The sequence below is a fragment of the Streptomyces sp. NBC_00096 genome, assembly GCF_045041305.1.
Taxonomy (GTDB): domain Bacteria; phylum Actinomycetota; class Actinomycetes; order Streptomycetales; family Streptomycetaceae; genus Streptomyces.
The window spans coordinates 6,970,057-6,984,175 of sequence record NZ_CP108221.1; the positions used below are offsets into that span (position 1 = coordinate 6,970,057).

At 73.0% G+C, this 14,119-nt stretch carries 13 protein-coding genes and 1 riboswitch; of the genes, 5 read left to right on the top strand and 8 right to left on the bottom strand.

Annotated features, from left to right (window positions below; genetic code table 11):
• Window positions 1–297 precede the first annotated feature (297 nt).
• Complete coding sequence (locus OG904_RS31185) at window positions 298–1,224, top strand: cobalamin-binding protein (protein WP_405496716.1); 927 nt, start codon at window positions 298–300, stop codon at window positions 1,222–1,224.
• Between the two features lie 91 nt (window positions 1,225–1,315).
• On the opposite strand, the gene OG904_RS31190 is transcribed toward OG904_RS31185, so the two are convergent.
• Window positions 1,316–1,804: a DUF4430 domain-containing protein gene (locus tag OG904_RS31190; protein ID WP_405496718.1), complete on the bottom strand. Its 489-nt coding sequence runs from the start codon at window positions 1,802–1,804 to the stop codon at window positions 1,316–1,318.
• Between the two features lie 143 nt (window positions 1,805–1,947).
• A riboswitch (cobalamin riboswitch) is annotated at window positions 1,948–2,097 on the bottom strand.
• A 179-nt stretch (window positions 2,098–2,276) separates the two neighbouring features.
• Between OG904_RS31190 and OG904_RS31195 the strand changes: the two genes are divergently transcribed.
• Both OG904_RS31195 and OG904_RS31200 read left to right on the top strand, forming a co-directional pair.
• Window positions 2,277–2,648: a BlaI/MecI/CopY family transcriptional regulator gene (locus tag OG904_RS31195; protein WP_405496720.1), complete on the top strand. Its 372-nt coding sequence runs from the start codon at window positions 2,277–2,279 to the stop codon at window positions 2,646–2,648.
• Window positions 2,645–3,586 (top strand): M56 family metallopeptidase, encoded by a 942-nt coding sequence (locus tag OG904_RS31200; protein WP_405496722.1) that lies wholly within the window; start codon window positions 2,645–2,647, stop codon window positions 3,584–3,586. Before OG904_RS31195 ends, OG904_RS31200 begins: the two co-directional genes overlap by 4 nt.
• A 27-nt stretch (window positions 3,587–3,613) precedes the next feature.
• Here the strand turns inward: OG904_RS31200 and OG904_RS31205 are convergent, their stop codons facing one another.
• The 4 genes from OG904_RS31205 to OG904_RS31220 form a co-directional block, all read right to left on the bottom strand.
• A complete protein-coding gene (locus tag OG904_RS31205; protein ID WP_405496724.1) occupies window positions 3,614–4,273 on the bottom strand; it encodes a phosphatase PAP2 family protein in 660 nt (219 codons plus the stop codon).
• Window positions 4,270–4,875 (bottom strand): phosphatase PAP2 family protein, encoded by a 606-nt coding sequence (locus OG904_RS31210; RefSeq protein WP_405496726.1) that lies wholly within the window; start codon window positions 4,873–4,875, stop codon window positions 4,270–4,272. Before OG904_RS31210 ends, OG904_RS31205 begins: the two co-directional genes overlap by 4 nt.
• Window positions 4,876–5,085: 210 nt before the next feature.
• On the bottom strand, window positions 5,086–5,922 hold the full coding sequence (locus tag OG904_RS31215; protein WP_405496728.1) for an undecaprenyl-diphosphate phosphatase: 837 nt from the start codon (window positions 5,920–5,922) through the stop codon (window positions 5,086–5,088).
• 124 nt (window positions 5,923–6,046) lie between these two features.
• On the bottom strand, window positions 6,047–7,717 hold the full coding sequence (locus OG904_RS31220; protein ID WP_405496730.1) for a BTAD domain-containing putative transcriptional regulator: 1,671 nt from the start codon (window positions 7,715–7,717) through the stop codon (window positions 6,047–6,049).
• A 386-nt stretch (window positions 7,718–8,103) separates the two neighbouring features.
• On the opposite strand from OG904_RS31220, the gene OG904_RS31225 reads away from it, so the two are divergent.
• Window positions 8,104–9,534 (top strand): NlpC/P60 family protein, encoded by a 1,431-nt coding sequence (locus OG904_RS31225; RefSeq protein WP_405496732.1) that lies wholly within the window; start codon window positions 8,104–8,106, stop codon window positions 9,532–9,534.
• 73 nt (window positions 9,535–9,607) lie between these two features.
• Here OG904_RS31225 and OG904_RS31230 read toward each other — a convergent pair whose 3' ends face one another.
• On the bottom strand, window positions 9,608–10,810 hold the full coding sequence (locus OG904_RS31230; RefSeq protein ID WP_405496001.1) for an IS110 family transposase: 1,203 nt from the start codon (window positions 10,808–10,810) through the stop codon (window positions 9,608–9,610).
• 206 nt (window positions 10,811–11,016) lie between these two features.
• Here OG904_RS31230 and OG904_RS31235 point away from each other — a divergent pair, with 206 nt between their 5' ends.
• Window positions 11,017–11,466 (top strand): hypothetical protein, encoded by a 450-nt coding sequence (locus tag OG904_RS31235; protein ID WP_405496734.1) that lies wholly within the window; start codon window positions 11,017–11,019, stop codon window positions 11,464–11,466.
• Between the two features lie 63 nt (window positions 11,467–11,529).
• Here OG904_RS31235 and OG904_RS31240 read toward each other — a convergent pair whose 3' ends face one another.
• Together OG904_RS31240 and OG904_RS31245 are read right to left on the bottom strand one after the other, a co-directional pair.
• Window positions 11,530–12,930, bottom strand: coding sequence for a putative Ig domain-containing protein (locus tag OG904_RS31240; RefSeq protein WP_405496736.1), 1,401 nt, complete (start codon window positions 12,928–12,930; stop codon window positions 11,530–11,532).
• A gap of 153 nt (window positions 12,931–13,083) precedes the next feature.
• Window positions 13,084–13,977, bottom strand: a complete 894-nt coding sequence (locus tag OG904_RS31245) for a LysR family transcriptional regulator (protein WP_405496738.1) — start codon at window positions 13,975–13,977, stop codon at window positions 13,084–13,086.
• Window positions 13,978–14,119: the final 142 nt, after the last annotated feature.

Genomic DNA, 14,119 nt, shown 5'->3' on the forward strand with positions numbered 1-14,119 from the left:
GACTGAGTTTTCAGTCAGCATGCGTGAGGCGAAGAGGTCAGTCAAGGGATGACCGTGGAGCGGTCACGCGGCGGGATCGCCGTGCTCCCCGGGCCCGCCGACGGCGACGGCGAACCGTCTCCGCTCCCACCCGGTACGAGGTCGTGGTGGGCGCGCGCTCCGGCGCCGACCCGGGCGATGTGGCACGCAGGGAATTCCCGTGTGCGGGTGGCGGGTTGGCGCCACAGGTCAGGAGGGGCGCAACGCGGGCCCGGCTCGGGAACTTCGCCCTCCTTGGGGAGCACCTACAGTCGGTGCATGCGCATCGTCTCCCTGCTCCCGGCGGCCACGGACATCGTGGCGGACCTCGGTCTCGCCGCAGACCTGGTCGGACGCACCCACGAATGCGACTGGCCACCGGAGGCGGTCGCCCCGGTTCCGGTCGTCACGAGGGCCGAGTTCGCCGTGGAGGAGCTCAGCAGCCGGGAGATCTCCGAAGCCGTGGGCGGGGCCGCCCATGCCGGCTCCTCCCTCTACACCCTGGACACGGCGGCGCTCGCCGCGCTCGACCCGGAGATCGTGCTCACCCAGGACCTGTGCGACGTCTGCGCGGTGTCCTACGAGGCGGTCTCCCGTGCGGTGCGCGTACTGGACGCGGGCCCCCGGGTGCTGAGCCTGGAGCCGCGCACCCTCGACGACGTACTGGACTGCCTGGTCACCGTGGGGGAGTCGCTGGGCGTACGGGAGCGGGCCGAGCGGCGGCGGGAACAGTTGCGCCGCCGGCTCGCCGAGGTGGAGCGGCTGACCCGGGGCCGGGAACGGCCCCGGGTGGTGGCCATCGAGTGGCTCGACCCGCTGTGGCCCGCCGGGCACTGGGTGCCCGAGCAGATCACGTGCGCCGGAGGCGAGCCGCTCCTCGCCGCACCGGGCGAGCACACCGGGCCGATGACCTGGGAGGCGGTACGGGCGGCCCGCCCCGACGTCGTCCTGCTCCTGCCGTGCGGATTCCCGCCCGAGCGGACCCTGCGCGAGCGCGAGCTCCTGACCTCCCTGCCCGGGTGGGACGAGCTGCCCGCCGTACGGGCCGGGGAGGTCTGGGTCCTGGACGGGCCCGCCTACTTCAACCGGCCCGGACCGCGCGTCGTGCGCGGCGCCGAAGTACTGGCCCACGTACTGCACGGCGTGCGGGCGGGCGAGCCGGTGACTCCGGCTGAGGCGTGCCGCCTGGAGCAGCCCCCGGGGTGAGGAGTCAGGGGGAGGCCCGCAGGAGTCAGGCCCGCAGGAGTCAGGCCCGCAGGAGTCAGGCCCGCAGGAGTCGGAAGGAGGTCCGCAGGCGTCAGAAGGAGGTCCAGGTGAAGGCCACCTGGTCGCCGGCGTTCAGCTTGAACTGGCAGCCGCCGACCGGGGTGGGGGCGCCGTTGACGGAGATGCTCCAGTAGGCGGAGCCGCCCCCGCTGACCTTCTTGATCGTGTCGACGGAGAAGTCGTCGAACGACGCGTACCAGGTGCCGTCCCAGGTGAAGTGCTTCTTCCTGGCCGCGTCGTCCAGTGCGGCGGTGGGCGTGGGGACGGCGGTCGGGTTCGCCGAGCCGTTGGTGCCGTCGCACTTGTGCGTGCCGCCGGTGGCGGTGGTCACCTCGTGCCCCTTCGTCTTTATCCTGCCCTTGAACAGCACCCCGTTCGGGCCCTGGACCGTGAGGCTGACCTTGACGGGGGCGTTGGTGTGCGGGACGGGCTTGGCCTGGGCGACGGCAGGGGCCGTGGCGAGCGCCAGCCCCAGGGCGGCCGTGGTGACGAGGGCGCGGCGGACGAGGTTCGGGTGCATGTGCTGCCTTCCGGGCGGGCCGGTCCACAGCACGAACCCGGCCGCGCGGACACGCCCGACAGCGCGCGCTCCCCCTGGGCAGCGGGAACGGGCGGTCGACGAGTCGGCGACCCAGGGCTCCGCGCTGCAGACCATGACAGGGGGAGTGGTACGAACCGGATGCCGGGCTCCCCGACTCGGAGCGCGTACGTACGCGCCCCACACGGTTGCAGGTCAGCGCCGGATTCGCACCGGCTTCCCCCAGGTCAAACGGCCATTCAGTTGTCACCCGGAGCGACCGGGCAGTCGAATCGTACGGTCGCGGGAGCGCCGTGACCAGGGGTCACTTTCCGGCCACGCATCCGGCACCCCGCTCGGGGGCGCCCCGGTGCCGGGCCGGTCGATAATGGTGGTCGGAGTGGAGCCGCTCGGCGTCCGCGGAACAGCAGCCGGTCCACCCCGCCGCAAACGATCGACCTGAGAGGAAGGTTCCGTGACGGACAGCGCGAACGAACGCCGGCCGGCGGGCGAGCTGGAGTCCAGCGTTCTGGCGGCGCTCTGGGCGGCGGGCACACCGCAGTCGGCGGCGCAGGTGCGGGCGGCGATACCGCAGCCGCTGGCCCGGACCACGGTGGCGACGCTCCTCGCCCGGCTGCAGGAGAAGGGCGTCATCGACCGCACCCCGGGCGGACGGGGCTTCCTGTACCACCCGGTCGAAGACGCCCACGGCCTCACCGCACGCCGGATGCACCGCGAGCTCGACCAGGACGGTGACCGCAGCGTGGTCCTGGCCCGGTTCGTCGAAGGGCTGGGCCCCGGCGACGAGGCGGAGCTCAGGCGGCTGCTGGAGGAAGGCGGTCGGTGATCGCCCTGCTGATCGTCCCGCTCCTGCTGCCCTGGCTGCTGCCGCCGCTCGCCCGGCGCACCGCCGCCCGGGTGAGGCCCGGGGTCGCGCTGTGGACGATCACCCTCGCCACCGCGGCGCTCGCCGTCGGGGTCGTGGCCTGCCTCGGAGTCCTGCTGCTGCCGCTCGCCCTGGCGGTTCCGCCCGTGGCCGCCCTCGTCCACCTGGTCCAGCCGCTCCGGGCCGGTCCGGCGCTCCTGACGCTGGGCGTCTCCGCGCTGTCCGGCGCGCTCGCCGCGGTCACCGCGGTCACCGTGGTCCGGCGTGCGATCTCCGAGGCGAAGCACCTGCGCACCGCCCGCCAGGGTGTCGCCCGCCTCCCGCACTCGGGGGAGCTCTGCGTCCTGGACGACGCCCGACCGGATGCCTACGCCCTGCCCGGCGGTCTGCGGAGCGGGGGCCGGGTCGTGGTGACCACCGGCATGCTGCGCTCCCTGGAACCGCGCGAACGCGAAGCCCTCCTGGCCCACGAGCGCGCCCACCTCGCGGCGCGCCACCACCTCTTCCTCGCCGTCGCCCAGCTCGCCGGATGGTGCCACCCGGCCCTGGCCGCCGTCGTCCCCCGGGTGTCGTTCGCCGCCGAGCGCGCCGCGGACGAGTCCGCGGCCCGCGCCACCGGGGACCGGACCCTGACCGCGCGGGCCGTGGGGCGCGCGGCGCTGGCCGCCACGCGCGCCGGCCGCCGGCCCGGTGGTTCCGTACGGGTGGCGGGCGCCGTCACCGGACCGGTCCCCGCCCGGGTGAAGGCCCTGCTGACGCGGGCACCCGTACGGCGCGTGGTCCCCGCGCTGCTGGCCATGGCCCTGCTGTGCGCCGGGGCGGGGGCCTCCTCCCTGGCCGGGGCCGTGTGGCTGCACCGCGGAGTCGAGATCGCCCAGGGGGAACGCCCCTCCGACTGACGCCGGACGGGGGTGCGCTGCCACAGGTCAGCCGGCCGGCGCCGGCCGGTCGGCGGGGCGCCGCCGGAAGTGTACGGAGGCGAGGAGGCCGAGCCAGGCGGTGGCGAAGATCCAGCCCCCGAGCACGTCGGACAGCCAGTGCACACCCAGGTGGACGCGGGTGAGTCCGACGGCGACGCCCCAGGCCGCGATCAGCGCGACCGCCGTCCGGGGCACCCCGGACCCGCGCAGGAACAGGGCGGCGATCAGCAGCCCGGCGGTGATCGCGGCCGTGGCGGTGTGGCCGGAGGGGTAGGACCAGCCCGAGGCGTACGCGGCCCAGTCGCCCCGGTCGGGGCGCGGGCGGGCGATCAGCAGCATGGCCGCGTAGCGCAGGGTCTGGCCCGCACCGAGGCACAGCAGCAGCGCCGCGGCGGTGAGCGCGCGCTGCCGGGTGGTGCGGCCCGCGTAGAGGCCGGCGAGCAGGAGCAGTGCGTACGGGACGAACCCGGTGCCGGTGTCGGTGACCGCGCGGGCCAGCGCCCGGGCGACGGCCGGGCGGTGCTCCACGGACCAGCGGTGCGTGGCCGCGTCGGCGGGCAGCAGGTGGTCCGGGGCGCGCACGACCCACACCGTGAGCAGGGCGAAGAGCGCCGTCGCGGTCAGGGCCACCCACCCGGCCCGGCGGGCGAGCCGGGCGCGGGTCACGATCCGGCCAGCAGGGGGCGCAGCGGGCCGCTCCCCAGCCGCTCGGCCAGGGCGGTCCGGTTGCGCCGGACGGCCCTGGCGCAGACACCGGCCACGAGAGCGCCGACGAGGCAGCCGGCGAGGACGTCGTGCGGGTAGTGGACGCCCACCCAGACCCTGGAGACCGCCATCAGGACCGCCGCGACCAGGGCCACGGCGCCGAGCCGGCGCGATACGAAGAGCAGTGCGACGGCGGCGGCGAAGGCGAGGGCCGCGTGGTTGCTGGGGAAGGACCAGTCGCCGGGCGCGGGGCAGGCTTCCACGGTGGGCACGCGCAGGCTCCGGCAGGGCCGGTCCTCGCGGACCGCGAGTTTCAGCAGGGCGTCCGCACCGAAGGCGAGGAGGGTGATCGGCGGGGCGGCCAGCGCGGCGACCACCGCGGGGCTGCCGGCCCGCCTCGCCCGCCACCAGCCGACCACCATGAGCAGGGCGAACAGGGCCAGTCCGTAGGCCGACCAGGCGGAGACCAGGGCGTCCAGCCAGCCCGGGGTCCGGTGGGCGAGGTCGGTGACCTCGGTGTAGGCGGAGCCGTCGATGGCCGAGCCGTTGTACGTCGGGGTCATCCAACGGTTCCGTTCTGGTGCTGGGGGAGCCGGGTCCGGCAGCGGGCAGCCGGTCGCGACGTCCGGGCGGCCGCGGCCCCCCGGACGGTCTACTGCACTGTAGACGATCGGGGGCGGGGGAGAGGTCAATGGCTCCGTGACACCGCCCCGCGACTCCGGCCGCCGACCGCTGACTGTCGCCCGCTGACCGCTGACCGCTGACCGCTGCCCTCAGGCGGCGAGGACCCCGGTCCCGAGGAGGCCGAAGAGCAGGACGCCGACGGCGATCCGGTAGATGACGAAGGCGTTGAAGGAGTGCTGGGCGACGAACTTGAGCAGCCAGGCGATCGAGGCGTAGGCGACGGCGAACGACACCGCGGTGCCGACGACCAGCGGGAGGGTGTCCACGCCGGCCCCGACGGCGTCCTTGAGCTCGTACAGGCCGGCGCCGGTCAGGGCGGGGATGCCGAGGAAGAAGGAGAGCCGGGTCGCCGCGACGCGTTCGAGGTCGAGGATGAGGCCGGTCGACATGGTGGCCCCGGAGCGGGAGAAGCCGGGGAAGAGCAGGGCGAGGATCTGCGAACTGCCCACCAGCATCGCGTCCTTGAGGCTGGTGTCGTCCTCGCCGCGCTTGTGGCGGCCCAGCTGGTCGGCCGCCCACATGAGTCCGCTGCCGACGATCAGGGAGCCGGCCACGACCCACAGGGAGGCCAGCGTGCCTTCGATGAGCGGCTTGGCGGCGAGTCCCACGACCACGATGGGGATGGTCGCGTAGATGACCCACCAGGCGAACTTGTAGTCGTGGTGGTACCGCTCCTCGCGGTTGACCAGGCCCCGTCCCCACGCGGTCACGATCCGCACGATGTCCTTGAAGAAGTACACCAGGACGGCGGCGATGGCTCCGACCTGGATGACGGCGGTGAAGGCGACCACGGCCTTGTCGTCCACCGGAATGCCCATCAGGCCCTCGGTGATCTTCAGATGGCCGGTGGAGGAGACCGGCAGGAATTCGGTGACCCCTTCGACGATGCCGAGGATCGCCGCCTGTCCGATGCCGATGGTGCTCAATTGGTCCGTCCCTGAGGTTGGTTCGACGTGATGGTGGTGGAGCGGTGGCCGTCCGCGCAGGGGCGGCCGGTGCCTGGCCAACGGGAAACGGGACGCCGAGGTTCTGGCCGTACGCCGACCGGCCTCAGGCGGCGCAGACGGGCAGTCCGGGGTCGTCGTGGGTCCGGACCGCCGGAAACCAGGCGGTGCCTCCGGGGACGTCCGTCAGATGGACCCGGAACCAGATGGGGGTGCCCACCCCGTGCTCGTCCTCGATGCGGGTCCCGTCCGGCACGATGCAGTCGGCCATCAGGACGTCGCCGTGCCAGACCCGGTGGGGCACGACGTTGTTCAGGTCGTAGGTCGCGTACGGGTTCTTCGCCAGTCCGAGGCGGCACGCGGGAAGGCGCTCGGACTGCGTCCTGCAGTCACCGTCGATGTTGAACACCCTGACGGGTGCCAGGCCGCCGGCCGGGCCCGACGGTACGGGCCTGACCGGGACGGCGGGCGCCGACGGTGACGGGGAAGGGGACGAGGGCGCGGTCCGGCCGGGCACGCCCGGGCCGGCCGCCGGGATCCGGGGCGCGTCCCGCTCCTGGAGTCCGAGGGCGACGGCGGCACCGATCGCGGCGGCGATGGCGGCGCCGGACAGGCCCAGACGGACCAGTCGGCGTCGCGGGCGTCGACCGGCGGGGCCGGGGGCCGCGGGGTCGGGTGGTGCCGGGTGGAGTGACGCCGGGGCGGGGGCCGCGGGGTCGGGGGCCGCCGGGTCGGAGGCCTGGGGCGGTGCCTGGGGGGAGGCCTGGGGCGGGGCCTGGGGCGGGGCTTCGGGCAGGGTCTGCGGCAGGACTTGGGGCGGGGCCTCGGGCGAGACCTCGGGCGGGGCCTCGGGCGAGACCTCGGGCGGGGCCGTGGTCGAGCTCGCCGGTGCCGCGTCGGCCGGCGGGGTGGCACGGGCAGCCGGGGTGGCACCGGCCGGCGGGGTGGCACCGGGCCGTGGCGGCGGCGGGGGCGCCGTGGTCAGAACGGCCGCGCCGAAGGCGGGACTCGCGGCGGCCGTCGCGGATGGCGTCAGCTCGGGGTCGCCGCGGAGGATCGCCGTGTGGATGGCGGCGAGCTCCGGCCCCGGGTCGAGGCCGAGTTCGTCGGCGAGGAACCGCCGGGCCGCGTCGAAGCGCCGTACCGCTTCGGCCTGCCGGCCGGTGCGGTACAGCGCGATCAGCAACTGCCCCACCAGCTGCTCGCGGTGGGGGTTGGCCTCGACGAGCTCGGTCAGCATCGGCACCAGTTCGGCCTCCCGTCCGAGTCCGAGCTCGCAGGCCGCCAGCTGCTGGCAGGCGTCCAGCCGCTCCTCGTGCAGCCGCGCGCGTGCCGGTTCCACGAAGGCCGCGTTGACTCCGGCCAGCGGTGTGCCGCGCCACAGGCCCAGCGCGGCGCGCAGGATCCGCGCTGCCTGCTCCACCCTCCGACCGGACATCTCCCCGGTGGCCTCACGGACTTGGGAGCGGAAGGCGAGCAGATCGAGTTCGCCGTCGGCGACGGCGCAGGTGTAGCCGTCGGCGGTGGTCCGGATGCAGTCCGCCAGGTCGGTCCCGCGCAGGGTCTGGCGCAGTGTGGAGACCGCGCCGTGGATCTGGGTCCGGGCACTGCTCGGTGCCTCGTCGGCCCAGACGGCGTCCATCAGCCGGTCGAGGGTGACCTGCTGCCGCGCGTTCAGGAGCAGGTAGGCCAGTACGGCGCGCCGCTGCGGGCGTTGCACCTCGATCAGTCCGTCGGCGCCGCGTACTCCCACCTCTCCCAGAACCGTGAACTGCATGGCGGTCTCCCCACTAGGAACACACGGTGCGGGCGATCTTAATGTGCGTGCCGCGGCGCCGTAACTCCTTCCCGGGCCGTCTCCTGGCTCGAATGCGGCCCGCACGAAGGGCCGGTGGCGGACCCGCCCGCGGCGGTGTTCCCGCAGGTCCAGGCGGTTAGTGGCCGCATATAGCGCACGGTTGCCGGACGCATAGCCCTGTCCGGGCACAGTGAGGGCGTCGGCCGGCCGGCGCGGGATCCGTGCCGGGACCGTGCCCGCCGGATCACGGTGGGCGGGCGGCGCGAGTGCGTCCACGGGGGCCGGCCGGGTCCCGATCGTCACCCGAGGAGGAAAGGAACGATGTGCGCAGACTCGTGCGAAGGCTGAGACTGAGGACAGCGGTGGTGGCGGCCGTACTGGCCGTACTGGCCGGCACCGTGTCGCTGACGGCGGCCGCCGGACCGGCTCGCGCCGCGACGGTGTGCCAGCCGCAGGAACACCAGGACGACATTCCGGAGGTCGCCAGGGAGACCGTCAGGGCGGCCTGCGCCGTGGCCGACGCCGGCACTTGGTACGTCTGGACCGGCGGGCACGGTTCGACGCCGGGACAGACCAGGGGCGCGATCGACCAGGAAGATCCCGTACGATCCCGGAACGATCCGTTCCGGACCGGCTTCGACTGCTCGGGCCTCGTGCGCTGGGCACTGGCCCAGGCCTACGGCTACGACATCGCCGGCGCCCCGGGCCTGACCAACAACCTCTACGGGCTCTACCCGCCGGGCTCCACGCGCTTCGGCGCGTCCTCCGGCACCGCCCCGCTGCTGCCCGGAGACATCCTCTTCTGGGGGAAGCCCGGAGCCATCCACCACGTGGCCATCTACCTAGGCCGGGGACTGATGGTCGAGGCGCAGCAGTCCGACACCAAGATCATGGTCTCGGACTTCCGCTGGGGCTCCAAGAACGACTACGCAGGCGCCCTGCGCATGCAGTCGAAGACCGGTCCCGGCCCGGGCGGCGGGGACACGGGGCAGATCAGGCACGCCACTTGGGGCGACACCCTGAACGTCCGGGCCCAGCCGGGTACCGGCGCGGCCGTGGTGACCTCCATCGCGGGCGGCACCAGCGTCTTCATCTCCTGCCAGGCGCACGCCCAGCCGGTCACGGCGGAGGGCACCACCAACGACGCCTGGTCCTACCTTCCCGAACTGGGCGGCTGGATCACCAACATCTACCTCAGAGGGCCGGCCTGGCTGACCGACGTACCGTCCTGCCGCGACGTGCCCGTCCCCGGTGCGGGCGGTGGCGGCAGCGGGATCGGCCACGCGACCTGGGGCGACGCCCTGAACGTCCGCGCGCAGCCGAACACGGGCGCGGCCGTGGTCACCACGATCGCCGGAGGCACCAGCGTGGTGATCTCCTGCCAGATGCACGCCCAGTCGATCAGCGCCGAGGGCACCACCAACGACGCCTGGTCCTACCTTCCGGACCTGGGCGGCTGGATCACCAACATCTACCTCAGGGGACCGGCCTGGATGACCGGGGTCCCGACGTGCGGGGATGCCGGAGGCTCGACCGGCAGCAGCATCGGCCACGCCACCTGGGGCGGCACGCTGAACATCCGGGCGCAGCCGAACACGGGCGCGGCCGTGGTCACCACGATCACCGGAGGCACCAGCGTGGTGATCTCCTGCCAGGCGCACGCCCAGTCGGTCACCGCCGAGGGCGTCACCAATGACGCCTGGTCCTTTGTGCCGGACCTGGGCGGCTGGATCACCAACATCTACCTCAGGGGCGATGCCTGGATGTCCGGGGTTCCCACGTGCGCGAGCGCCTGACCCCGCACGCCACCACCGCCCGGTGCAACCGCAAGACCATCACTCACACTCCGAAGGAGTCTCAATGACGAAGTCAAGCCGTCTGCGTGACCGGCGGAGCGGAGGTGAACTCCCTTCCATCACGCAGCAGCGCCCACAGCACGCTCGCTCTGCGGCGGGCCAGGGCGATGACGGCTTGGACGTGCTTGCAGCCCTCGCCGCGCTTCTTGAGGTAGAAGTCCCGGTTCGGGCCATCGCAGATGATGCTGGTCTGCGCGGACATGTAGAACACCCGTCGCAGACGGCGGCTGTAGCGCTTGGGCCGGTGCAAGTTGCCCGTCCGGCGGCCGGAATCCCGGGGAACCGGTACCAGCCCGGCCGCCGACGCGAGGTGACCGGCGTCCGCGTAGGCGGTCAGGTCTCCCGCGGCGACGACCAGCTCGGCGCCGAGTATCGGGCCTATGCCGGGCATCGACTCGATGATCCCGGCCTGCGGATGGGTACGGAACGTCTCGCGGATCTGCTTGTCGACGCGCTTGAGGCGATCGTCCAGCGCCAGGATCTGCCCGGCCAGGTCGGCGGTGATCTGTCCTGCAACGTCCTCGCCGGGCAGCACTGTGTACTGGGCTCCGGCCGCCTCCAGAGCGGTGGTTGCGACGGTATCGGCGTTACGGACGCCGCGTTTGGCCAGCCATGCCGTGAGCCTGGTCTGCCCACGCCGACGCAGGGCGGCCGGGGTCTGGAAGCCGGTCAGCAGCACCAGTGCACCCCTGTGGTTGCTGTAGTCGAAACCACGTTCCAACGAGGGGAAGATGCCGGTCAGCACGTCACGGAGCCGGTTGATCATCCGAACCCGGTCGGCCACCAGGTCCGAGCGATGCGCCGTCAGCAGTGCGAGGTCGGCTGCCAGCTGGGCAGGCACGTCAATCACGGCGAAGTCCCGCCGCTGACGGGCTGTCTCGGCGATGACGTAGGCGTCCCGGGCGTCGGTCTTGGCCTCGCCCCGGTAGGCACCGGACATGCGGTTGACGGTCCGTCCGGGCACGTAGACGGCCTGCTGGCCGTGCGCGGCGAGCAACGCCAGCAGCAGCGCGGAGGACGTTCCGGAGATGTCCACCGCCCAGCGGACCTCGTCGGCCAGGTCGAGGATCTCCCCGAGTGCGGTCAGGATCGCCGCCTCGTCGTTGTCGATCTTCTTCGACCACAGGGTGGTGCCGGATTCGTCGACCACTGCCGCCCAGTGGTGTCCCTTGCCCGCGTCGATGCCGGCCCAGAGCCGGGCTCGTCGCTCGTTCATCTACCCCTCCTCGTTCCACACGGCTTGCCGTCGGCCCGAGGGACACCCCGCTGTCATCTCCGTAATCAGCGACCGAAGCGCACATCTCAATCAGCAGCCAGGGCGCCCAAGAGAGCCGGGCGGCCACTCCTTCGAAGCCACTGAAGGCAGAGCCTCATCAGCCACACCCGGCCCTCTCGGGCCGCCTAACAACTTACGGAGCCGTCATGATCTTTCAGAACGCGGGCAAGAGGGCAGGGGCGGGCAGGAGGGCGCGCGGGCACGCGGGCAAGTTGGCCGCGACGGCGGCCCTGGCCGTCGGGCTCGTCGCCGGCGCCGTACCGGGGACGGCCTCCGCCTCCGCCACCGGGGACAACTCCCGTGCCAGGGTCTGGGGGCCCGTCGAAGGCTGGCTGCCCGACTACTCGCCCGACATCCCCTGCCCGGTGGGTGCCATCTGCCTCTACAAGGACGAGACGTACCGCTACTTCGTGCTTCCGCACTGCACCACCTACAAGCTGTACGACTGGAACGGGGTCGGCAGTTGGTACAGCCGCCAGACCGGTGGCGCATGGGGCCAGATCCAGAACAGCGCCCACAAGCCCATCAAGTGGATGGGTCCGGAACAGAACGGCTACTTCGACTTCAGCCCCGCGTACTTCGTGGTGCCGTGCTGACGGTCCCGTCCTGATCCCGGTCCGCAGCCCCAGCCTCTCCCCGGAGGCTGGGGCTCCGGACCTTCAGAACCAGTTGAGGGTGAGGGGGAAGGTGGTGGTGGCGGTGGTGTTGGTGGTGTCGGTGGCGGTGGCGGTGATCTGGACGGTTCCGGTGGCCCAGGGTTTGCCGGTGATGCGGCCGGTGTTGGCGTCCAGGGTCAGGCCCCAGGGGAGTCCGGTGGCGGTGTAGCGGGCGGGGGGCTTTCCTCCGGTGGTGGTGAGCTGGATGGTGCAGGTCTGGTTGAACTTGCAGGTCTGGGGGCCCGGGTTGACCAGCTTCAGATCACCAGGAGTCGGAGTCGGAGTCGGCGTGGGTGTGGGCGTGGGTGTGGGCGTGGGCGTCGGGGTCGGGGTGGGTGTCGGCGTAGGGGTCCCGCCGCAGCCCGGAGTCGCCTCCGGTGGCAGGGGGACGCGCCAGATCTGGGTGTCGTTCTCCGATCCGACGAGCAGGCTGGTGCAGTCGGCGTACGTCACCGTCTCGCCCTGGGACTGGGCGGGGAGCGCGACGTCCGCGAGCTTCGTTCCCGCGGTGTCGTACACCGAGGCCGTGTTGGCGCCCAGCGGACCGCCACTGCGCAGGGTGTACGAGGCCCCGGACGGGGAGAAGGAGCCGTCGGTGGTGAAGACCGGGCCCGGCCGCACCGCCGTGAGGGTGTTGAGCTGCCCGGTCGCCGGAGGCAGTGGCGCCTGGTACAACTGGCCCGCCGCTCCGATGAGTTTGCTGGCGATGTAGAGCCGTCCGGTGACGGGGTCGGCGAGCAGGGACTCCGCGTCGTGCTTGCCGTCGGCATAGGCGAAGCGGTACGTCACGGGCGTCACCGTGGCGTTGGTGAGCTGATCGGGCTCGGCGAAGCCGTGCACGGTGATCTCGGCGCGGCCGCCGAAGTTGTCGCCGATGTCACCGACGAGGATGGTGGGGGCGCCCGAGGCGTCCTTCCCCATCGCCAGCGCCTCCCAGTCGGTGTTGCCCACCCCGGCCACCGTGAACGTGGCCTTGAGCTGGCCGGTGGCGCCGCTGCAGTCGATGGCGAAGACCTGGTTGGTGTTTCCGCTGTCGTTGACCGCGTAGAAGACTCCGGGGTGTTTGCGGCTCATGGCGAGGCCGCTGAGCTCGGTCAGGCCCCCGGGGAGGGTGCACTTGCGCTCGGGGGCGAGCGCGGCACCGGCCCGGAGTGCGGCACCGGCCCGGAGTGCGGCACCGGCCCGGAGTGCGGAACCGGCCCGGAGTGCGGAACCGGCCCGGGGCTCGGAACCGGCCCGGAGTCCGGATTCGGCCGGGGCGGGCGTGGCGACGGACGGCGGGGCGACGGGCGGCGAGGCGTCGGCGGCGCCGGCCGTCCAGGCCGTGACCGGCAGGACCGTGGCGAGGGCCGCGGTCGCGAGGGCGGCGGCGGCCCGTGGGGGTGTGAGGCGTAGTCGGAACATGCCCACCATGTGATGGGACGTCAATTGATGACGCCAGGGTCAATCGCCCTCCGTTCGAGCATCGTTCAATGCCGGAAGGGCATGCCTGGACTCCGCCGGGACCCTTCCGGCCGGCCCGCCCGGAAGGGGCGCGGCCCGACCGGAACGCACGGGTCAGCGGGAGGGTTCGCGTACGGGAGCGTTGTGCCGGGCGTGCGCGATGAAGGCACGGGCGGCCCGGCTCAACGGCCGCCGGGCGTGCGCGATGCCCACCGGGCGCAGTAACGGCGGGGTGAAGGAGCGGATCTCGGCCCTGCTGCCGAAGGCCCGCGCCACCACGTCCCGGTACCAGATGAGGGAGCCGCGGCCGTCGGTCACGCCCGTCACCCAGCCGAGGCGTTCGTCGACCTCCAGACAGGGCACCGGGCGCACGCCGAGGCAGCTGAACATGGCCTCCAGCTCGGTGCGCCGGCCGGTCCCGGGGCTGGGCAGCACCATCGGCAGGCCGTCGAGGGCGCGGAACGGAAGTGGATCGGGCAGCAGGGACCCGGCAGGCGAGATGAGCACCACCTCGCGCTCCTGGATGTGGTGGGTCGAGAGCTCCTTGTCGACCGGTAGGTCCACGAGGGCCAACTCGGCCCTCGCTTGCATCAGTTCCTGGACCACCGCCTCGCGGCTGTCGTACTGGTGGAGTCGGACGTCGACGGTGGGGTGCCGCTCGGTGAAGGCTTGTACCAGCTCGGAGGCCAGATCGAGGGCCAGGGTGGGTGTGGTGACGAGGGCCAGGGCGGCGCGGGCGCCCTGGCCGTGGGGGGTGCCGATGTCGTCGATGGCCTCCACGGCGTCGAGCACGGTACGGGCCAGCCGGACGACCCGGGCCCCCTCCGGCGTGAGGTCCACCCCCCTTCCCCGCCGGGCGAGCAGTTCGACGCCGAGGTCGCGCTCCATGGCCTGGACGGCCCGGGACAGTGCGGACTGGGCGACGAAGACCGATGCCGCCGCGCCGGTGATGGAGCGGCAGTCGGCGACGGCGACGAGATAGCGGAGCTGGGCGAGGGTGGGCGTCATGACCGGACGGTAACCGCGAGAAGGTGTACCTGTAAGAGCTCGTCGGGTGAACAAGTGCCGGACTCCGCAAAAGCGGTCATGCCGGACCGGCGGCAACCCATACCGATGCGGCATGAGGCGCGCGTACGGCGTACGCCGGCAC